Annotated in this window: 20 protein-coding genes and 1 pseudogene; 9 read left to right on the plus strand and 12 right to left on the minus strand. The window is 59.6% G+C overall.

The features are described 5' to 3' along the window. Positions 1-99 precede the first annotated feature (99 nt). Positions 100-609: a MarR family winged helix-turn-helix transcriptional regulator gene (locus CRO62_RS05365; protein WP_004430960.1), complete on the minus strand. Its 510-nt coding sequence runs from the start codon at positions 607-609 to the stop codon at positions 100-102. Positions 610-688: 79 nt separating this feature from the next. Between CRO62_RS05365 and CRO62_RS05370 the strand changes: the two genes are divergently transcribed. From CRO62_RS05370 to CRO62_RS05380, 3 genes are all read left to right on the plus strand, one after another. Continuing rightward, complete coding sequence (locus tag CRO62_RS05370) at positions 689-1489, plus strand: creatininase family protein (RefSeq protein ID WP_097099486.1); 801 nt, start codon at positions 689-691, stop codon at positions 1487-1489. A gap of 115 nt (positions 1490-1604) precedes the next feature. Beyond that, positions 1605-2729 carry a CobW family GTP-binding protein gene (locus CRO62_RS05375; RefSeq protein ID WP_004430957.1) on the plus strand — a complete coding sequence of 375 codons (1125 nt, stop codon included), beginning with the start codon at positions 1605-1607 and terminating at the stop codon, positions 2727-2729. Between the two features lie 244 nt (positions 2730-2973). Beyond that, a complete protein-coding gene (locus CRO62_RS05380) occupies positions 2974-3966 on the plus strand; it encodes a WD40 repeat domain-containing protein (RefSeq protein WP_038495032.1) in 993 nt (330 codons plus the stop codon). Between the two features lie 201 nt (positions 3967-4167). Here the strand turns inward: CRO62_RS05380 and CRO62_RS05390 are convergent, their stop codons facing one another. From CRO62_RS05390 to CRO62_RS05400, 3 genes are all read right to left on the minus strand, one after another. After that, a complete protein-coding gene (locus CRO62_RS05390; protein WP_097099487.1) occupies positions 4168-5349 on the minus strand; it encodes an MFS transporter in 1182 nt (393 codons plus the stop codon). Positions 5350-5539: 190 nt separating this feature from the next. Continuing rightward, positions 5540-6187, minus strand: coding sequence for an outer membrane protein (locus tag CRO62_RS05395; RefSeq protein ID WP_097099488.1), 648 nt, complete (start codon positions 6185-6187; stop codon positions 5540-5542). Between the two features lie 485 nt (positions 6188-6672). Beyond that, positions 6673-6960 (minus strand): hypothetical protein, encoded by a 288-nt coding sequence (locus tag CRO62_RS05400; protein WP_004430950.1) that lies wholly within the window; start codon positions 6958-6960, stop codon positions 6673-6675. A gap of 270 nt (positions 6961-7230) precedes the next feature. Here CRO62_RS05400 and CRO62_RS05405 point away from each other — a divergent pair, with 270 nt between their 5' ends. The 3 genes from CRO62_RS05405 (at position 7231) to CRO62_RS05415 (ending at position 10209) form a co-directional block, all read left to right on the plus strand. Next, on the plus strand, positions 7231-8409 hold the full coding sequence (locus CRO62_RS05405; RefSeq protein WP_097099489.1) for a hypothetical protein: 1179 nt from the start codon (positions 7231-7233) through the stop codon (positions 8407-8409). A gap of 103 nt (positions 8410-8512) precedes the next feature. Beyond that, on the plus strand, positions 8513-9154 hold the full coding sequence (locus CRO62_RS05410; protein ID WP_097099490.1) for a DUF1007 family protein: 642 nt from the start codon (positions 8513-8515) through the stop codon (positions 9152-9154). After that, complete coding sequence (locus CRO62_RS05415; RefSeq protein WP_097099491.1) at positions 9148-10209, plus strand: nickel/cobalt transporter; 1062 nt, start codon at positions 9148-9150, stop codon at positions 10207-10209. The genes CRO62_RS05410 and CRO62_RS05415 overlap by 7 nt, the downstream gene beginning before the upstream one ends. Here CRO62_RS05415 and CRO62_RS05420 read toward each other — a convergent pair. The 4 genes from CRO62_RS05420 to CRO62_RS05435 all read right to left on the minus strand — a co-directional run bounded on the left by CRO62_RS05420 (position 10206) and on the right by CRO62_RS05435 (position 12880). After that, positions 10206-10439, minus strand: coding sequence for a hypothetical protein (locus CRO62_RS05420; protein WP_097099492.1), 234 nt, complete (start codon positions 10437-10439; stop codon positions 10206-10208). The two genes, CRO62_RS05415 and CRO62_RS05420, sit on opposite strands and share 4 nt — an antisense overlap. After that, the gene (locus tag CRO62_RS05425; protein ID WP_097099493.1) at positions 10426-11118 is read right to left on the minus strand and encodes a GNAT family N-acetyltransferase; all 693 of its coding nucleotides are present in this window, start codon (positions 11116-11118) and stop codon (positions 10426-10428) included. The genes CRO62_RS05420 and CRO62_RS05425 overlap by 14 nt, the downstream gene beginning before the upstream one ends. Positions 11119-11435: 317 nt before the next feature. Next, complete coding sequence (locus CRO62_RS05430) at positions 11436-12131, minus strand: tellurite resistance TerB family protein (protein WP_097099494.1); 696 nt, start codon at positions 12129-12131, stop codon at positions 11436-11438. A 110-nt stretch (positions 12132-12241) separates the two neighbouring features. Further along, positions 12242-12880 (minus strand): 2-dehydro-3-deoxy-phosphogluconate aldolase, encoded by a 639-nt coding sequence (locus CRO62_RS05435; RefSeq protein ID WP_097099495.1) that lies wholly within the window; start codon positions 12878-12880, stop codon positions 12242-12244. 171 nt (positions 12881-13051) lie between these two features. Between CRO62_RS05435 and CRO62_RS05440 the strand changes: the two genes are divergently transcribed. The 3 genes from CRO62_RS05440 to CRO62_RS05450 all read left to right on the plus strand — a co-directional run bounded on the left by CRO62_RS05440 (position 13052) and on the right by CRO62_RS05450 (position 15490). Further along, positions 13052-13540 (plus strand): CYTH domain-containing protein, encoded by a 489-nt coding sequence (locus CRO62_RS05440; RefSeq protein WP_097099496.1) that lies wholly within the window; start codon positions 13052-13054, stop codon positions 13538-13540. Then, complete coding sequence (locus CRO62_RS05445; protein ID WP_097099497.1) at positions 13524-14432, plus strand: CHAD domain-containing protein; 909 nt, start codon at positions 13524-13526, stop codon at positions 14430-14432. The genes CRO62_RS05440 and CRO62_RS05445 overlap by 17 nt, the downstream gene beginning before the upstream one ends. Before the next feature lie 101 nt (positions 14433-14533). Next, positions 14534-15490, plus strand: coding sequence for a rhodanese-related sulfurtransferase (locus CRO62_RS05450; protein ID WP_097099498.1), 957 nt, complete (start codon positions 14534-14536; stop codon positions 15488-15490). A 185-nt stretch (positions 15491-15675) separates the two neighbouring features. Here the strand turns inward: CRO62_RS05450 and CRO62_RS05455 are convergent, their stop codons facing one another. The 4 genes and pseudogenes from CRO62_RS05455 to CRO62_RS05470 form a co-directional block, all read right to left on the minus strand. Further along, positions 15676-17925: an EAL domain-containing protein gene (locus tag CRO62_RS05455; RefSeq protein WP_003516234.1), complete on the minus strand. Its 2250-nt coding sequence runs from the start codon at positions 17923-17925 to the stop codon at positions 15676-15678. A 196-nt stretch (positions 17926-18121) separates the two neighbouring features. Next, positions 18122-18901, minus strand: coding sequence for a MetQ/NlpA family ABC transporter substrate-binding protein (locus tag CRO62_RS05460; RefSeq protein ID WP_097099499.1), 780 nt, complete (start codon positions 18899-18901; stop codon positions 18122-18124). 53 nt (positions 18902-18954) lie between these two features. Then, positions 18955-19624, minus strand: a pseudogene (locus CRO62_RS05465) (methionine ABC transporter permease). Continuing rightward, the gene (locus CRO62_RS05470; protein WP_013762329.1) at positions 19614-20714 is read right to left on the minus strand and encodes a methionine ABC transporter ATP-binding protein; all 1101 of its coding nucleotides are present in this window, start codon (positions 20712-20714) and stop codon (positions 19614-19616) included. Before CRO62_RS05470 ends, CRO62_RS05465 begins: the two are co-directional and overlap by 11 nt. Between the last annotated feature and the right edge of the window lie 208 nt (positions 20715-20922).

Here is a 20922-nt window from a genome sequence, read left to right on the forward strand (position 1 = left end):
AGTCTCTGTTTAAATCGCAATTAAACAATTTAAACAAAATCCGCAACCGGTTTAAGGAATATCAACAAAAAGACAGTGGTTTTTTAAAAACTCAACAAATTATTGAAGGTTGGTATCGATCACCTTGAGAAGTTTAACCACGGTCCTGATGTCCTTGGCCGAAAGCCCCTCAATCGCCCGCGCACCGCAATTTGCGATGGAGACGTTGATATGTTCGACGCTTTTCAGGCCCGTCTCCGTCAGTTTCACCAGTGTCACGCGGCCATCTTCGTCATCGCCGCTACGCTCCACGAAGCCCTGGGCTTCCATGCGGCCGATGGTCCGCGTCATGGTCGGCGCCTTGACACCTAGTTTCTGGGCGATCTGTCCAGGCGTGAGGCTGCCTTCCTGCGCCAACGCCAGAATAACGCCGTCCTGCCCGGCATAAAGGCCGCTTTCGGCAAGGCTGTGGCTCAGCGCCGTGCGCATGGAACGGGCGGCCTGGGTGATGGATTGCGCCAGTTCCTCAGGGTTGAAATTCTCATCCCTCTTTTTGGCGTCCTTTACTTTCTTGGTGCCCTTGTCCTTTTTGGCGCCCTTGTCCTTATGCCCAGTTTTGTCCTTGCTCATATGCGAGTGCCTTTTACCCTGTGGCGGAACCGATATATGTTGCTGGAAATCCTTACCGAATGCACGCGCGGACTGCCAGATGCCAAACTCATACACGCATTATCACGACGAAAACGTAACAGACCCTCATCTTCGCGCAACAGGTGCAATTTCAGTGCTGCCGCTCGGTGCGCACGAACAGCACGGGCCGCACCTGCCCTTCGAGACAGACACGCTGATTGCGGCGGGCATTGTCTCCCGTTTGGCTGCTGTTTTGCCCGCCAGTCTGCCGGTCTCCTTCCTGCCGGTGGAGCCCGTTGGATATTCCATCGAGCACATGAATGTGCCGGGCACGAAGTCGTTGCGTTACGATGAGGCCGTTGAGCGCTGGCTCGGCATTGCTAAGGCCGAATATGAAAAAGGCGTGCGCAAATTCGTGATGTTGAACGCCCATGGCGGCAATTCGCCATTGATGACCATCGTCGCCACCGAGGCGCGCGCCCGCTTCGGTATGCTGGCGGTCGCCACCAGCTGGACCCGCTTCGGCGTGCCGACGGATGTGGTGACACCGGAAGACAAGGCGATCGATATCCATGGTGGCGATATAGAAACGTCGGTCATGCTGGCGCTTTGCCCGGAGCGGGTGGCGATGGAGAAAGCCGCCGACTTCCCCTCCCGCCAGAGCGATTTCGCCAGCCGTTTCAGGCATCTGCGTGCCTATGGTCCACACGCTTTCGGTTGGCTGATGAGCGACCTGAACCCTGATGGCGTTGCCGGAAACGCCGCTGCCGCCTCAGCCGAGAAGGGCGAAAGGATCATTTCCCATGCCGTTTCGGGCCTTGTCGAACTGCTTGAAGACGTCCACGCTTTTGACATAACGTTATTTCATAACAAAATTTGAAAAACTGCACCGAAACCGGCCAGAATCCCTTTGAACTGCCCTGATGTCACGCCTATATGGTCGTCGACACTTATTCCTTGAGGCCTCAACCGGCCTTTTTCCACGCGAGGTTTCCATGACCGAAACAGCACCAGCCAAGCCCATTCCAGTCACCGTCCTGACGGGATATCTAGGCGCCGGCAAGACGACGCTTCTCAACCGTATCCTGTCCGAGAACCACGGCAAGAAATACGCTGTCATCGTCAACGAATTCGGCGAGATCGGCATCGACAACGATCTGATCGTCGAATCCGACGAAGAAATCTACGAAATGAACAATGGCTGCGTCTGCTGCACGGTGCGCGGCGACCTCATCCGCGTGGTCGAAGGCCTGATGCGCCGGCCCGGCCGATTCGACGGTATCATTGTCGAGACCACCGGTCTTGCCGATCCCGTTCCGGTCGCCCAGACCTTCTTCATGGATGACGACGTGCGCGCCAAGACCGAGCTTGACGCCGTGGTCGCACTGGTCGATGCCAAGCACCTGCCGCTGCGCCTGAAGGACAGCCGCGAAGCCGAAGACCAGATCGCCTTTGCCGATGTCGTCATCGTCAACAAGACCGATCTCGTTTCGCCGGAAGAAGTCGCCCGCATCGAGGATATCGTGCGCGCCATCAACCCTTCTGCGCGCATCTACAAGACCACCCGTTCCGGCGTCGATCTCGCCCGCGTTCTCGACCAGGGCGCCTTCAATCTGGAACGTGCGCTCGAAAACGATCCGCACTTCCTCGAGCACGGCCACGAGGATCACGCATGCGGTCCTGATTGCGACCACCACCACCATGATCATGGGCACGATCACGGACATGACCACCATCATCACGACCATGATCACGCGCACCACGATCATGACCACGGCCACGATCACCACCACCATGGCGCGGCCTCCCCGATCCATGACGTGACGGTGCAGTCGGTGTCGCTGCGCGGCGGCGAGATGAACCCGGAGCGCTTCTTCCCGTGGATCCAGAAGGTCACCCAGACAGACGGCCCGAACATCCTGCGCCTCAAGGGCATCATCGCATTCAAGGGCGATGCGGAACGTTACGTGGTGCAGGGCGTGCACATGATCATCGAGGGCGATCACCAGCGCCCGTGGAAGGAAGGCGAAAAGCGCGAAAGCCGCCTTGTCTTCATCGGCCGCGAACTCGACCGCGAAAAGCTGGAAAAGAGCTTCAACGCCTGCCTTGCCACGGCTTGACATCCTTGACGGGGCACCGTGCCACCCTTGGCGTTTTCGGTGCCCTTCCTCACTTTCGACGTCATCCTCGGGCTTGACCCGAGGAGCCATTGCGGCCAGCATATGGATGGTCGGATCATTCACGGGCCTGCCCCCTATGATCCACCTGACGCCACGGGTTGAAACCGCACCAACGGGTCTTCCCGACCTGGTCTGCGACCGAAATCCATCAATGACAAACACATAGACGAAAGACCGATGCCCCATGCCGACTGTTGCCCCGCTTGATATCGAAGGCCACGTGGTCTCGACCCATTTTCTCGGCGACATTCCGCTGTTTGCCACCGCCGCCGGCACCATTCACCGGCTGGATGGCGGCGAGAAGGTCACTGAGGCGCATGAGGGTCTGCTGACCTGCATCCGCGATCCCTACAGCGCCACGCTGCTGTCGGGCGGCGAGGACGGGCGCGTGCTGCGCATTGGTCACGATGGCAGCCTCAGCGAGCTGGCCAATGTGCCGCGTAAATGGGTGGGCGTTGTTGCCGGCGGTCCGCAGAAGGCGGTCGCTTATGGCGTCGGCAAGTCCAGCTTCGTGCGCCTGTCGGACGGCACGGTCAAGGAGTTCAAGGAAGAGCGCACGGTGGAGGCAATAGCCTTCGCGCCCAAGGGCCTGCGCATTGCTGTTGCACGCTATAACGGCGTGACGCTGCATTGGGTGGCGAGTGCAGGCGATCCGGTCGATCTGGAATGGAAAGGTGCCCATACCGGCGTCACCTTCTCGCCTGACGGTAAGTTCCTCGTCACCACCATGCAGGAAAACGCCCTGCATGGCTGGAAGATGGAAGCGACAAAAGGCGGCATGGAAGCCCGCCATATGCGCATGACGGGTTATCCCGCCAAGGTGAAATCCGTTTCGTGGTCGGCAAAGGGCAAGTGGCTCGCCTCATCAGGTGCCCCGGCCGCGATCGTCTGGCCGTTTTCCGGCAAGGACGGCCCGATGGGCAAGGCACCCGAAGAACTCGGCAGCCGCGCCAACATCATGGCTACCAATGTCGCCTTTCACCCGCTGGAAGATGTGCTGGCCATCGGCTTCATTGACGGCATGATCCTTGGCGTGCGGCTTGCGGACGGCAAGGAAGCCCTGCTTCGCCGCCCCGGCAAGGGCGCCATTACCGGCATGGACTGGAGCGCCACCGGCAAACTGCTCGCATTTGCCTCCGAGGCAGGCGACTGCGGCATCGTCGATATTTCAGCGTAAGGGCAGCAATGGGGCGCACAATGCGCTGGCCGATCTCCCACTACCCTCATGCCTGTGCTTGTCACGGGAATTCAGTCAGCCCAAGTACTTGGGCTGAAGGGGCTCTCTCGCCACGCAGACGCGTATCGGCTGGATTCCTGTGACAAGCACAGGCATGAGGGCTGGTGGGTGTCAGCGCCAGAAAACCTCGGCGTTGTCTCCCTATTCGCTCACCTGACGCCGCGTCAGGAACAGCAGCAGCAGGGCTGCCCCTGCACCAACCGAAGCAAGTCTGATCGACGTACCGAAGCTTGCATATTGCGATACAAACCCCATAAGCGGCACGGCAAACAACCCGGCAAGGAAGATGGAATTCATGTAGAGCGCGGTCGCCCGCGCCGTTCGGCCGCGCGCAAAGCCCTGCACGAAGGTGAGGCACGTGCCGGCGCAAAGCCCGTAATAGGCCCCTTCAAGTGCTGCTCCGAACAACATGGCCGGAAGGGTCTGGACCGAGGCTATGACGTTGAAGGCGACGATTGCCATCACCGCAGAGATGCAAAGAAGGATGCGGGCGCTGACCCGGCGCATGATCCTTGGCGCAAGCAGGATCAGCAGAACCTCCATCGCGCATTTGACGCTGAGCGACAGGCCCGGCACGTAATCCGGCAGGCCCACCTCGCGCACCAGAAATACCGGCAGGGCCGAGGCGCACAGGGCGTGGGCGAAAGACATGCAGAAGCTGGCCGCCGCCGCCATCAACAGCGGCAGGTTGCGCCGCTTATCGTTGTCGCCCTCTTCCCGTCGTTCCATCGGGCATGTCTGGCCGCGCGGCACGAAGGCAAGGGCAAGCCCGCCCCAAATGGCCGCCATCAGCATGGCATTCATGAACACGGCCTGCGCACCGGCAAGATCGAGGATCAGATAGGCGGCGGCCGGAAGCAGCATCCATGCCAGCGACACCATTGTCCGCAGAAAGGCGTTATAGGCAGGTGCATCCAGTGCTTTTACCCGGCCATAGTAGCGACCATAACTGAAAATCAGGGTACTGGCGGCGTTGGAAAGCCCCATTCCCGTTGCCGTCACCGCCACGAGCAATGCCAGGTGCCCGGAGGTCGCCGCCGCCGCTGCAATAAAAGCACCAAACACAGATAGCAGTAGCAATGGCCGCACCCGCACACCAGCATCAACACGTTCGCCATAAGTGCGGCTGGCGATGATCGAAGCAACCATTGCCGTCACGCTGTAGAGACCAAGCGTGGCCGGCGGGTGACCAAGGACCTGTATGATGTAAAAACCGATAAACGGCACAACAGCCGCATTGGTGCCGCCGGCGATAAAGACCAGCACGGCGATCATATAGGCCTGACGATCAAAAACGCCCGGCGAGGTGTTTTTCTGTAGCATGGGGGAATCGACTGAAGATCGGCAGCGGGAAGTGGATTGAGGCCACCATCACACCAAAAGGGTATGCTGTTCAAGCCCGAGCGGAAGGCGATGTGTGTTTTCGTTCCTCACGAAGCACGCCACCCCTGGTTCCCTGAGCACCAGGGCGTCGCAGCGCTTGCGCCGCCCCTTGTCGAAGACGGAAAAACCGTCAGAACTTCACGCCAAGGCCAACCTTGACGACATGTTCGCTGACATCGCCGGTCGAAGTGATCGGACCGGTATGGTAGGTTGCCTTGCCGAAGTCGTTGTAACGATATTCGACGCGTCCAAACAGGTTGTTGGTGAAGGCATAGTCTACGCCCGCGCCGACCGTCCAGCCGTGCAGCACCTTGCTGTCCTCACCGAAGGGCGCCTTCACTTCGCTGTCCGTCGCGGTGTAGCCGGCAGCGGTGTAGATCAGCGCCCGGTCGATCGCATAACCGGCGCGCAGACGCGCGGAGCCGTTCAGGCCTGCGGAAACCTCGCTGGTGACGATGGTCTTGTCGCCCCAGGCATAACCGAGATCGCCCTCGACACCCAGAATGACGGAGGGGGCCACTTCAGCGTTATAACCAGCGAAACCGGAAAAACGGCCGCCGTCAAATTCATGCTTCGTGGTGACACCGAAAGTGGTCGACTTCACGCGGTTCCAGCCATAACCGGCGGAGGCACCGACATAAACACCGTCCCAGGAAAAGGCAGGCGCAACATCGTTGACGACCGGTGCCGCTGGAATATCGCCGACGGCGTCGGCGGCAACGGATGCGCCAGAAAGAATGCCGAGCAGGCCGAGGGCGAGAAGAGATTGTTTCAACATGCGATAGCTCCTTGAAAATACCATCCCGGCACCTGCGTGATGCGAGTTTTCGCGACCAGAAACGCAGCGTAATGACGGGGTTGACGCACCCCTAGATTGAAGAACATCGTGGTTAAAATCGCGTAAACGGCACCGACAAAAAGGCCCTTGCAGAACGTATTCCCGTTAATATTGCCAAATTTATCAAATATAAATCAGAACTCACGCGGATGATGCCGAACCGTGCGCTCCGACATATGACGGCAGCCATCGCGTCACAAAAACCATCATGAGTAGTGGCCATCCCACAGTTTTGTGTGTGCAGTCATTGGCGGCCACAAACAAAAAAAGGGAGCCCGAAGGCCCCCTTGCAGTCATGCGATGCGCCGTTTGTTATTTCCGGAAGCACCGTGTGTCATACACACGTAGCTGGAGGACTGCTTGCGGCTTATATCCTGCGCACATCGTTTACGCCGAAAATCCCTGTCGATTTTCGATCTGCACCATTAGTGGCGACGCTTTTTGCCGCCATCGTTCTTGTTGTCGATGACATCGACGGAAGTCTTGTTGCCGTTGAGAAGGCCATTCAGGATACCGGTCTTGTTGCCGTTCAGAATCCCGTTATTGGACAGGATTCCGCTGACACCCAGATCGATGCTTGGCGACACGACGACGAGTGCGCCGCCCTTGTTGCTGTTTCCGGACAGGATGCCGCCCAGCAGACCACCGGCATTGGCCTGACCAACGGAAGCGACAGTAAGAACAGCGGCTATGCAAGCAAATTTGGCAATCATTTCTCTCTCCTCTTATGTTTGATCACGCCCCATGGCGTAGTCGAACTGTATATTTAGAGGATTCTAATTCAAGCAAATCCTAATATTACAATAAACAATTAACTTTAATACTGGTGATTTTAATCAAGTTTTACGCGATTGGCGCCGGTCTATTCTTCTGGAATTTCCGTGGGATACACCATGACTTCCGGCCTCGACAATATATCGCCCCTGAAACTTTATTAACCATCCAACTATAAGATATTGCTTAATTAGAGACCGGAGATGCAAATGCGGCTGGGGGGATACATCGCGCTTGTTCTTGGGCTTGCCTGCACCTGCGGTGCGCAGGCGGGGGAAAACGCCGATGAACACAATATCACCTATAAAACCGGCATCGGCTACGACACCAATTATTTCGGCGATACCAACCGGCTGAAGGCGATTTCGCTGCGCGCCGGCTTCGGGCTTAACGGAAAGTTCGTGCTTGATGGCACGGAACTGCGTTATTCGCTCGAGCATGAGGAGGTTCGCCTCCCCCGTTACCGTTTTGCCAATGAACACAACACCATTGCCAGCCTGGGGCTGACCAGGCGTCTGTCGGAGCGGCTGGAATGGGCCGTGGAACTGCGTGGCACACGCAGCGATGCCGGCGATATCTTCCTGCATCTGCCGGCAGAAGACATCGGTTACCGGCGACTGGACCACAAGCTGGAGGCATCGACACAGCTCGGCATCCTTGCTCTTGGCGGAAAGAACACGCTGACGGCGGGTTTTGCCAGCCTGATGAAAGGCAAGGCGCGTTTTCGTCCGGCCTATTTCGTACCCACCCGCCTGGAGGCCAATGAAGCGCTCTTGTCGCTCAAGGCCGAACATGTGCGCCCCCTGGCCGGCGGCGAGGCCGGACTGACAATTGCTTATGACCGCATTGCCGTGCCGGAAAGCCAGCAGGAGAAATACGAGCGTTTTCCGGCCAGCACGTTGCGGGGATCACTTGCCTACGGTTACAAGTTCTCCGAACGCTTCGCCGTTCTGGCCGAAGGGGGCCTGACGACCATTTCCGGCGACGATATCAGCGACAAGGTGAAGCGCACCCGGCCCTATCTCAGGGCCGAAGCCGAGGTGAAGGCTACCGACCGCATCGCCTTCGGTGCTGGCTTCTCCCAGGACTATGCGCTTTTCGACCCTGATGATCCCATTGCCGAGTTCCACCGCCGCTGGCAGTTCGTGGTTAAAAGCAAGCTCACCGACAAGGTGGGGCTGGACCTGGCGCTGCTGCGTGTCCACAAGGACTGGATCTATTACAATTATGACACCAGCGAACGAAGGCTTGTGGCCACACTGTCCTTCGATACCGGCAAGAACAGCAAGCTGGAGGTGGAATTCAACCGCCTTCTGCATGGCGAGCGCGACACCGACCTGTCCTATAGCGGCTCCAGCGTGACCTCGCGTTTCACCGGCACCTTCTGAAACATAAGGCAGCCACATCACCAAAGCGCATATCAAGTCGAAATTCGGTCCCAATTTCTGCTAGAATCCAGCTCCGAGATTCGAAGGCAGGACAGACCGGATAATGAACAGACGATTTTTGCTCCTTGCGGCTGGCCTGACCTCCATTCCCGTTGCTGCCGCGGCACATCCGCATATATTCGCCGAAGCGCGCATGGAAATCGTCGAGGGGCCGAACGGTACCATCGAAGAGGTGCGCAACATCTGGCGTTTCGACGAGATGTTTTCGGCAAGCGTGGTGATGGATTACGACAAGAACGGCGACCTGAAGCTGGACAAGAACGAGCTGGCCGAAATCGGCAACACCGTGCGTGAATCGCTTGGCGAATTTTCCTACTACACCTTCATCACCGCCAACGGAAAACAGGTGGATTTCGCAAAGCCCGACACCATTCACGTGGACTACAAGGACAAGCAGATCCTGATGTTCTTTTCCGTCAAGCCAAACACGCCGCTTTCCATCAAGGGCAAGCTCAGCTTCGGCGCGTGGGACCCGACCATGTATACGGCGATCGATTTTGCAAAAGACGGTGATCTGGCGACCGTCGGCAAGGATCTCGCCGCCTGCAAGCACCATGTCGTGCGCCCCGACCCGGACGAGGTGATCTCACAAAACCAGAGTTCGCTCACCGACGCCTTCTTCAACGACCCGACCGGCACCGACATGACCAAGCTCTTCGCCACCCGGCTGGAGGTGACATGCTGAGCCGAAACGGGCGCCTTTGCGGACACCTGACCATCGCCGCGATCTGCGTTCTGGCTGTGGCAGGTGCTGCCCACGCGCAATCGCCGCTCGGCATAGGTTCGGCCGAGCCGTCCTTTGCCCTTGGCGGGCCGTTCGCGCCGCTGATGCAATGGATCAACGTGCACCAGCAGATGTTCTACCGGGCGCTGACCGGTGCCCTGAAAGCCATGCGCGAAGACAATTGGGCGATGGCATCGCTGGTTGGCCTCTCCTTTGCATACGGGGTCTTTCATGCCGCCGGTCCTGGCCACGGCAAGGCTGTCATCTCTTCCTATATGATCGCCAATGAAACGCAGCTGAAACGCGGCATTCTCATTTCCTTCATTTCAGCACTCATTCAGGGCGCAATGGCCATTGGCCTCGTTGTCGCAGCCTGGCTCGTGCTGCGCGGCACCTCCATCACCATGACGAAAGCCACGCAGGCAATGGAGATCGCCAGCTTTGCCATGGTGGCGCTGTTCGGCGCCTGGCTTCTGCTGCGCAAGCTCTGGTCGCTGCGCATCCGGCGCGTACCGGTTGCCGCCTTCGCCGTTGCGGGGGAAGCAACAGCGGTCAGAACCACGGGCATGGGCACGGGCCTCAGGTTTCAGGGCAAGCCGGTTTTCGCGGACCACGCCCATAGCGGCACAGGTGATCTTTGCGTCTCCTGCGGAAAATCGCACGCGCCCGATCCGCTGCTTCTCAAAGGCAAGAATTTCAGCCTGCACGAAGCATGGTCGGCCATCATCGCTGTTGGCCTGCGGCCATGCTCCGGCGCCATCATCGTCATGAGCTTTGCGCTCTTGAACGGGATTTTTCTCGGCGGCGTGCTTTCCGTGCTTGCCATGTCGCTGGGTACCGCCATCACCGTATCGCTGCTTGCCATCATGGCCGTCTCGGCCAAGGGGCTTGCCGTGCGCTTCGCCGGCCCCGGAAGCCGCAGGGCAGCGGGCATCAGCCACGCGATCGAGATTGCCGGTGCGCTGTTCGTGCTTTTGATGGGCCTTATGCTGCTTGGCGCGTCGCTTCAGTTCTAACTGTCGCGGCGGCGCTGGTAGCGGGCGCGCAGCCAGAACAGCAGGAAAAAGCACAGCACCACCACCGAGCCAAACGCCGCGGCAAGAAAGGGCGAATAATCCCCCAGCCACAGCATGATTTTCGGCATCACGTAAAACACCAGCCCAAAACCGAGGATGATGCCAGCGGCGGCAAGGCCCGGCGACCAGTCTTTACGGCCAGAGCCAGGCTTCTTTTCAGGCGTGGCCATGGGCGAGCTCCGCGCGGATATCCTCAAGCTTGCGCTTCTGCGCGCCATCGGCCGTAAAATTCTCCGGCGAAAGCCAGATTTCAAACGCCTTGCCGATCAACGGCCATTCGCCGTCGATCATTGAAAACCACGCCGTATCGCGGTTCGCACCCTTGGAGATCATGTGCTGGCGGAACACTCCCTCGAAGGTGAAGCCGTAACGCTTCGCGGTGATCTTGGAGGGTTCGTTTTGATTGTGGCATTTCCACTCGTAGCGGCGGTAACCCAGATCTTCGAAAACGTGTTTCGCCATCAGATAATGCGCTTCGGTCGAAAGGGGCGAGCGCTTCATCCTGGCGCCATGGGCAACGGAACCGACCTCGACCACGCCATTGGCGGGATCGGGCCGCATGTAGCTTGCCATGCCAACGACGTCACCGGTGGCATTTTCAACGAAAACCAATGTCACCCAGTTGAGTTTCTCACCCGCGTTGACAAGCCAGTCACCAAAGGCTGCAGCGTCGGCAAAGCCGCTTTGCGGGAAATATTTGAGAAGCGCATTGACCCCCTCACCACCAAGCGCAGTCCAGAGCCTTGCAAGATGCCTGTCGCGATCAAACGGTTCCGCCGTCACATAACGGCCCTTCAGCGTCACCGGCTGCGGCGCCGGACATCCCTTAAAATCACTCAGATCGCGCATTCTCTTCCCCATTGTCTGGGAGAAGGATTAGGCCAAGCGGGGCTGGATGACAACAGTGGATGTGGGGGCGTTGCGGTGGTCTAGGGTGGGTGTGCTTACTACCCTTGGCGGGTGTGGCTCACCCCCCTCTGCCCTGCCGGGCATCTCCCCCACAAGGGGGGGGAGATCGACACGCGGCGGCCTCTCGGCCGTCTCCAACGTTTTAAGTGAGCGGGCGTTGCCTTCTGGCTGATCTCCCTCCTTGTGGGGGAGATGCCCGGCAGGGCAGAGGGGGGGGGTAACCACGCCCGCCGAGGCTAAACAGCTAACCGCCTACCTCAAACCTTCGCCGCCACCACCGTCGACTCGATATGATCGACCAGCGCATCGGGCAACCCCAACCGCCCGGCAAGCAGATCGAGATAACCGCGCTCAGCCCGCGTATCGGCCTCTATGGCAAGACGCGAGGCGGTGTAGATTTCCACCTTCTGCTCCTCTGTGCGGGCAGCAGCCACCAGCGCGTCGATATCCAGCGGATCGGCCAGTTCCTTTTCGAGGAACCGCTCGGCTTCCGTGTCGAGGCCGGACACCTGCACCTTATCCATGATGTTGGCGCGCTCGTTTTCGTCGATATGGCCGTCTGCCTTGGCAGCGGCAATCATCGCCTGGATGAGTTTCAGCGCAAAATCGTTGGAAAGGGCTGGAGATTGCGGATGGAAGGCGGAATCGGCGGGCGGGGCGAGAAGCTCCGGCTCGGGTTTTGGTGCTGCTTCAGGCGCCTGCCCGGATTTGTAATTCTTGTAGGCAAGATAACCGAGACCGGCGATGGCCGCGACGCCGCCGATGGTGGCGACATTGCCGGCGAGCTTGCGGCCGGTCTTGGTGCCCAGAATGGCGGCGGCGAGCGCACCGGCCTTCATCGGATTGTTCTTGGCGATATCGGCGGCCTGCCCGGCTCTGTCACGGACGCTTCCCGAAAGGCCCGGCACCTGTGAGCCGAGGAATTGTTCAAGAAGCTTCTTGGCGTCGAACATCAAAATCTCCTGTGAGGGTAAAGTCTACACGGGAAGATAGGGAGCCATGGCACGAATACAAATGACAAACCCGCTCACGCCTTCGTGAACGGGTTTGAAGAAGCGGCAGATCAGCCGCGCAGTGCTGCGGCTTCGGCGGCGAGCCTGGTGATGCCGGCCCAGTCAGCCGTTGCCACCAGCTCGCGCGGAGCAACCCAGGAGCCGCCGACACAGACGACGTTCGGCAGGGAAAGATAGTCATTGGCATTCTTCAGCGAGACGCTGCCGGTCGGGCAGAACACCGTACCGGCGAGCGGCGAGGACAGTGCCTTGAGGTATGGCGCGCCACCGGCCTGTTCCGCCGGGAAGAACTTCAGCACCTTGTAGCCTTCGTCGCGCAGAGTCATGACTTCGCTTGCCGTGGCGGCCCCCGGAAGCAGCGGCACCTTGGAGGCGCGCGCAGCTTCCAGCACGCTTTTGTTGATGCCGGGGCTGACGATGAAGGTGGAACCGGCTTCGGCGGCCGCCTCGAAATCTTTGGCGTTGAGAATGGTGCCGGCGCCGACATGGGCGCCCTCCACTTCCGCCGCAACCGCACGGATGGCATCGAGTGCCGCCGGCGTGCGCATGGTGATCTCGATTGCCTTCAGGCCACCTGCGACCAGCGCGCGCGCGAGCGGCACGGCGGAAGCGGCATCATCCACGATCAGCACCGGCACGACCGGCTGCAGCTTAAGGATGGAGAGCAGTTTTTCGGAGTCCTGGGCCAAGATAAGCCTCCCTTGCGCGATTGAAACGATTGAAATCCGGTTTATCGATTAGCCTGCCCCGGCCTTGATGTCGAGGCATGGCAAGACCATTTTTATCCAGATACTTCAATCTATTCGCTTCTTTATGACGTCTTCATGCGATAATCTGGCGCACCGGTTTACGGAGACAGCATGGCCAAGGAAATCGAGCGGAAGTTTCTGGTTGCAGGCGATGAATGGCGTAATGAAGTGACGCATAGCATGGCTTTCCGGCAGGCATATGTCGCCTCGCTGGAAAATCGTTCGGTCCGGGTCAGGATCGTCAACAGGCTTGACGCGACACTGACCATCAAGATCGGCGCGAGTTCGCTCGTCCGCGATGAATATGAATATTCCATTCCACTGAATGACGCGGAAGAATTGATGGCCAGCGCCCCCGGCGTGGTGATCGAGAAGATGCGCCACACGGTTGATCACGGTGGATTCACCTGGGAAGTCGATGTTTTCGAGGGTAAATACAAGGGGCTGATCGTGGCGGAGGTAGAGATGGACGACGAGAACGCCAACCCCGATCTGCCCTCCTGGCTTGGCAAGGAGGTAACGGGCGACCGTCGCTTCTCCAACCAGTCGCTCGCCATGAACTGTCCCCACGGAGACTTGGCGGATGCCCTTCAGGATTGACCCGAACAAACCTTTCGACGATGAAATCCGCCGCGCGGGACTGGAACTGATCGAAGAGGCGATAACCAGCCTTCGCGACCAGCCTTCCGGGCGCCATGAGGCCGTGCACGATGCCCGCAAGCGGTTCAAGCGGCTGCGCGCGCTCTACCGCCTCGTCGCCAGGGCAGCACCCGATTTCAGCAAAGAGGAAAACGCCCGCTTTCGCGATATCGCCCGCTCGCTTGCTTTTGCGCGCGAAGCAACGGCGCTGGTGGAGACGGTGGAGTATCTCGAGACTTTCGCGACCTCCACGACGCAAGGAAAGGCGCTGCGATCGATCACGACAGTCCTGCGCAAGCGCCGCGACCACGCCATCGAACACGAGGCAGGTCTCGACGACGCCATTGCGGCCGCCATCGCCGGCTGCGAGGAAGCACGCAAGAGGCTGAAGGCAGTGTCGCTGCCGGACGAGCTTAAAGATGTGACAAGGCTGGTGAAGACTGGCTGGGCGAAGCAGAGGAAGAGGGCGCGTAAAGCACTTGCCGACTGCCATGAGCAGGCCGACGTCGAACATTTCCACGAATTGCGCAAGGCGGGCCAGGCCTACTGGATGCATCTCGGCCTTCTGCGCCGCCTCTGGCCATCGGCGATGCGCGCCAAGCGGTCCGACACCAAGCGGCTGGTGGATATCCTCGGACACGAGCACGATCTCTCGGTCCTTTCAGCCTTTGCCGACCGGGAACCGGAGCGTTTCGGCAATGGCGAGCGACTGGCTCTGCTTCTCGATGCAATCATTCAGAGGCAGCAGGCGCTGCGCGGAGATGGCCTTGAGCTGGCAAACGAAGTCTTCTCCGAATCCGCCAGAACCGAAAGCCGCATCGTCGGCCTTTTATGGCGGCAGGCGGCGAAGTAGACCGGAAAGCCCGAAGAGACTGAGAATTTGACGATTTTCAAAATACCGGCAGCGGCGGATAAATATTGATTTGCGACCGCCGCCGCTGTATTTCAGCGCCCATGACCGACACCACCATTCTCCCCCGCCCGGAAGCCGCCCCTCACCCCACTGGCGATTTTCTCGTGGCTGCGCTTTATCATTTCGCCCGCCTGCCGCGGTTTGAAAGCCTGCGCGACGAGCTGTTTCAGCTTTGCCGGGAAAACGGCGTCAAGGGCACGCTGCTTCTGGCGGCGGAAGGTATCAATGGCACCATTGCCGGGCCGGATGCGGGTGTACGCACCATACTTGCCTTCCTGCGTGCACAGCCGGAATTTACGGCGCTGGAACACAAGGAAAGCCGGGCATCGAACATGCCCTTCGTGCGCATGAAGGTGAAGCTCAAGAAAGAGATCGTCACCATGGGCGTGCCGGATATCGATCCCAACCGCATCGTCGGCACCTATGTCGATCCGCGCGACTGGAACTCGCTGATCTCCGACCCGGACACCATCGTCATCGACACCCGCAACGACTACGAGACCGCGATCGGTCTCTTCAAGGGCGCGGTGGACCCAAAGACCAAGACCTTCCGCGAGTTTCCCGACTGGGTAAAGAACAATCCCGGCCTGCACAACAAGCCGAAGATCGCCATGTATTGTACCGGCGGCATCCGCTGCGAAAAGGCGACCGCCTTCATGAAGGAACAGGGGTTCGATGAGGTCTATCACCTCAAGGGCGGCATCCTGAAATATCTGGAAGAGGTGCCGGAAGAAGAGAGCCTGTGGGAAGGCGCCTGCTTCGTGTTCGACGAGCGCGTCTCCGTCGTCCACGGTCTTGCCGAAGGCGATCACAAGCTCTGCCACGCCTGCCGCAACCCGATCACATCAGAGGTGCGCCAATCCCCGTTGTTCGAGGAAGGTGTGTCCTGCCCGAGCTGTTACGACGACCGGACAGAAGAAGACCGCCAGCGGTTCCGCGACCGGCAGCAGCAGATCGAACTGGCAAAGAAGCGCGGCGAGCGCCATCTGGGGCGGTAAAGCCGATCGGCGGCCAGAGGACTGCAAAGTCCTGACGCGATGTAGGAGAGGTCAGCTGTCCGCCGTCATGCGGGGCCTGATACGGCATCCAGCCACGGCACGTCTTCACGGTAAGAAAGCTCTTACGCGATTAACGACTTGATCGCTCTGGGCCCCGGATGAGGTCCGGGGTGACGGAGTATGGATCACCCTTTTGCCCCTGCCCGAAGCGCAAACAGCGGCGCCGTCTGCTCCTCCAGCATGGCGGTAATCTCTTCAGCGGCGACGGGTTTTGAGAACAGGTAGCCCTGCAATTCGTCACAGCCACACAGATGCAGGATAGCCGCCTGTTCTTCTGTCTCGACGCCCTCCGCCGTGACCGGAATATCGAGAGATTTTGCAAGCGCCACGGTTGCCTGCAACATTTCCAGCGACCGCCCACCCTGCTCCAGCGCCATGACCAGCGACCGGTCGATCTTCATGCGGTCGAAACCGAAGCGGCGCAGATATCCGACGCTGGCGAAACCGGCTCCGAAATCGTCGAGCGCTATATGCAGGCCAAGCTGTTTCAGCTTGTCGATTGCCGCACTTGCCCGCTCCGGATTCTGGATGAAATAGCCCTCGGTCATTTCCAGCCGCAGCCTTGCGGTTGGCGTCTGCGTGGCAGCGAGAATATCCGCCACGTTGCCGGAAAAGGCCGGATTGCGGAACTGAACGGGTGAAATATTCACCGAAAGCTTGATGGAGGGCCATTGACCCGCCGTCTCGCAGGCCTTGCGCAGCACCAGCAGGCCGAGCCGCTCGATAAGGCCACTGGTTTCGGCAGCGGCGATGAAGATATCCGGCGGCACGAAGCCGTATCCCGGCCTTTGCCAGCGGGCAAGCGCCTCCACCCCGGTTATGCTGCGCGTGGCGGCATTGACGACCGGCTGGTAGACCACCGATATCTCGTCATTCAGGATGGCATAACGCAGATCGGCCTCAAGCTGCAGCTTCTCCTCGCGCAGAGCATCCATTTTCAGCTCGTAGGCGACATAACGCCCACGCCCGTTTTCCTTGGCCTGATACATGGCCATGTCGGCGCGGCGCAGCAGTTCCTCGCCGTTGATATCACCGGCTCTGGAGACGGAAGTGCCGATGCTGCAACCGATGCTCGCCACCCGCTCGCCGATGCTGAACGGCTCGGTGAACAGTTCGAGCAGCGCCTGGCAGAGCTTGCGGCCTTCCGACCACACGTCGTTGCCCTGAATGGCGATGGCGAATTCGTCGCCGCCGAGCCGCGCAAGCACGGCATCTTCCGGCACAAGCACCCTGAGCGCCGCCGCAACGCCCTTGATCAGCCGATCGCCGGCAGCGTGACCGTAGGAATCGTTGATCTCCTTGAAACCATCAAGATCGAGGTAAAGCAGCTTGATATCGGTCTTGTCGTGGCGGGCCTTGCCCACCATGCGGTTCAGCTTGGAAAACAGCCCGGCGCGGTTGCTGAGCCCGCTCAGTCGATCGCGCAGCGCCTCTTCCCTCGCCGCCGCCTCGTCGGCCTTCAGCCGGTCGAGCGTTGCCGAACCGATGATGAGAAGTACGAGAAAGAACGTTCCGGCAATGCCGAGTGCCGTGAAGACGACCGGCCGGGCCTCATGGAAGCTCACGTCCCCCGGCAGCTGCGAGCGCCAGACGAGCCGCGCCAGCACATCGCCAAGCGGATTGACGACATCCACATGGTTGGTCGCCGGTCCGTCGCCATATTGCAGTTGCAGACCATCGATGACGTAGTTGCGGGCCAGCTTGTCCACCGTCGCCTGTTTGAGATGGCGCGCGAAAATCAGATATCGCCGCTCGGATCCAACCGGCGGCAAGACCCCGGATTTGAGCCGCACCAACGCGACACCCGTAGCCGCGACGCCGTCGCGGGTTTTCACGAAACCGGTGACCTGCGACGCGATGCCGGGACGCATGGAGCGCACCCGTTCGATCATCTCCTTGAGGCCTTCCGCAAAATAGTCATGGGGCTTCCAGGCAACCGGCTTGCCGTTCTGGTAAGCCATGCGGACCTTGCCGTCTTCGTCGAGGACGACGGCGGTATCGAAAAGATCGCTGTTAACCGTCATCTCGCCATAATTGCTCGCCACCCAGTCGAACCTGTCGGGGGCGTAAACATAGTCGGCGGCATCGTCCCAGGCGGCGTAGTCGTTCAGCGTCGCGCCAAGCTGGTCGCGGAAGGTGACAAGGGCGCCCGCCGTCGTCTCGCGCGAGCGGGCATTGTCGAGCGAGTTCGCCCTTTCCCTGACCTGGCTCAGAGCAGACAAGACCAGCGCGGTGACGATGAGAAGCACCAGCGCAAAGGTGGACAATACGACGCCGACGGCGGTTCTACGACCGACCGGCAAATATTCCCCAATGTTTCGCGGCGCAATCCGCATAAAATCCCCTTCGAAAGCATCATCTTGCGAAGGAAACATTCAAAAGCCGTTAAGTTGGATTGTGGCGACGCCACAAAAAACAACGGGTATAAAACGACAGTATGGGTGAAAAAGAGAAAAATTCTCCCCACAATGGTGGGGGATTTTCATGAAAACCGCGGATGCGTCCGCCCCGCAAACAAAAAACCTCCCCCGCGAACGGGAGAGGCTGCAACTTCAATCGTGTCAGGCCGGATTACCAGGACGGAATGACCGTGCCGTTGAACTTCTCCAGAATGAAGGCCTTCACTTCCGGGCTGTGGTAGGATTCCACCAGCGTCTTCACCCACGGCTTGTCCTTGTCCTGCGCACGAACGGCGATGACGTTTGCGTAAGGGGACTTTTCGCTTTCGATGGCGATGGCGTCCTTCTTCGGGTTCAGGCCTGCTGCCGTGGCATAGTTGGTGTTGATGACCGAAGCGTCGGTGTCATCCAGCGAGCGCGGCAACTGGGCAGCGTCAAGTTCGACGATCTGGATGTTCTTCGGGTTTTCGGTGATGTCGGCAGGCGTTACCTTCAGACCGGCTTCTTCCTTGACCTTGAGCACACCCTTGGAAGCGAGAACGAGAAGCGCACGGCCGCCATTGGTCGGGTCGTTCGGAATACCAACCGTCGCGCCGTCCTTCAGCTCGTCAAGGTTCTTCACCTTCTTCGAATAAACGCCCATCGGGGTGGTGATGGTGGTGCCGACGCTGACGAGATCGAACTTGCGGTCAGCGATCTGATTGTCGAGGTAAGGCTGGTGCTGGAAGGAGTTGGCCTGAAGCTCACCGTCTGCCAGCGCCTGGTTCGGCACGACGTAGTCGGAGAACTCGACGATATCGATGTCCAGTCCCTTGGCGGCGGCGATCTTCTTGACCTGTTCCATGATCTGCGCGTGCTCGGCTGGTGTAACACCAATCTTGATGGTTTCGGCCAGCGCCTGACCGGCGGTAAAGAGAGCGGCGAGCGAAGCCGCGAGGATGATTTTCTTCATGGATGTCTCCTTGGGTTTGTTGTTCTTGGGATTGTTGTTCTTGAACGGTTTTATCAGTTCTTGCGGGTGCGCTTGTCGAAGCTGCGGGCAAGCCGGTCGCCGGCGCTCTGCACGAGCTGCACGAGCACGATCAGCACCAGCACCACGACCAGCATCACGTCAGGCATGAAGCGCTGGTAGCCGTAGCGAATGCCGAGATCACCCAGCCCGCCACCGCCGACAGCACCGACCATGGCCGAATAACCGATGAGGCTGACGAGTGTGAGCGTAAGCGCCAGCGTGATGCCCGGCTTTGCTTCCGCAAGCAGGACCTTGGTGACGATCTGCAACGGTGTTGCGCCCATGGCGCGGGCCCGCTTCGATCAGGCCCTTGTCGACCTCGCGGATCGCCGCTTCCACCAGCCGTGCGATGAAGGGCACGGTGGCAACCGTCAGCGGCACGATGGCCGCACTGGTGCCAATGGAAGTGCCAGCGACCAGCCGCGTGAAGGGAATGATTGCCACCACCAGAATGATGAAGGGCGTGGAGCGCGCCGCATTGACGACAAGGCCGAGGATGCGGTTCGTCATCGGCGCGGGGAAGAGTTCGCCTTTGCCGCTGGTGGCAAGGAAAACGCCCATCGGCACGCCGATGATGGAGCCGACGATGCCGGCGACCGCGACCATGTGCAGCGTTTGCAGAAGACCCTTCGACAGAAGGTTGAAAAGCATATCAGGCGACATAACCGAGCACCTCCGTGTGAAGACCGGTCTCAGTGTAAAAGCGGCCGGCGCGGGCGGTGATTTCCGCCGTGGCCGGATAGGACACAACCAGCGAGCCGAAGGGTTCGCCGGAAATTTCCTCGATGGTGCCGGCAAGGATGTTCACGTCAGGGCCGATTTCCGCAACAAGACGCGCGGTCAGCGGCTGGAATGCCGTTTCGCCGAAGAACACCAGCCGCACGAGAACGCGGTCACCCTCCGCGGCTTCCGGCTTCAACCCTGATGTAACCCAGTGCGGCAGCTTAACCCCGACCGAGGACGACAGCAGGCTGCGGGTCGTCTCGTGTTTCGGCGCGGTGAAAATATCGAAGGTGCGCCCCTCCTCCACGATCAGGCCCCTGTCGATAACGGCGACCTGCGAGGCGATGGTCTTCACCACCTCCATCTCGTGGGTGATGAGCAGCACTGTCAGCCCAAGTTCGGCATTGATGCGCTTCAAGAGTTCAAGGATGGACTGGGTCGTCTCCGGATCGAGTGCGGACGTCGCCTCGTCCGACAACAGCAGCTTGGGTTGCGTCGCAAGCGCGCGGGCGATGCCGACACGCTGCTTCTGCCCACCCGACAGTTCCGCCGGATAACGCTTCGCCTTGTCGGAAAGGCCGACGAGTTCGAGCAGCGGCGTTACCCGCGTTTCGATCTCTTTTTTACCCAGACCGGCAATTTCTAGCGGCAGCGCCACATTGTCGAAAGCGGTGCGCGACGACAGGAGATTGAAGTGCTGGAAGATCATGCCGACGGAACGGCGAAGGGTCCTCAGACTCTTCTCATCAAGGGCAGCAACATCGACACCGTCGACGACCACCCGGCCGGACGACGGTTTTTCAAGGCCGTTGGCGAGGCGGATGAGGGTGGATTTGCCGGCACCAGAGCGGCCGATGATGCCGGTGATGGAACCCTTCGGCACGACATAGTCAATGCCGGCAAGGGCTGCGAAGCCCGGCTTGCCATCGCTGCCGCCAAAGGTCTTGGTCACGCCTTCAAACGTGACCATCGCGTCCTTGGCAGTCTGCGGTGCGCGCGCGAGCGATGTCGCGTTGGATGAAAAACTCATTGGGAACTCTGCGAAAACTCTTGACGGATCGGGTCTCAAAAAATCCTGTTGCGGTGCTGAACCGCTCTCTTCATGCAGCCTTCTGGCACATTCGATGACAGCTGATTTTCCGGGTCATTTCGTCAGGCTTTCACTCAGAAATGCCGGGGATCGGCAATTCGATGGCGCATACTTGCCCGCAGGCGCCATCTTTTAACAGGGATGATTT

It is taken from the genome of Rhizobium sp. AN6A, assembly GCF_900215635.1.
Taxonomy (GTDB): domain Bacteria; phylum Pseudomonadota; class Alphaproteobacteria; order Rhizobiales; family Rhizobiaceae; genus Agrobacterium; species Agrobacterium tumefaciens.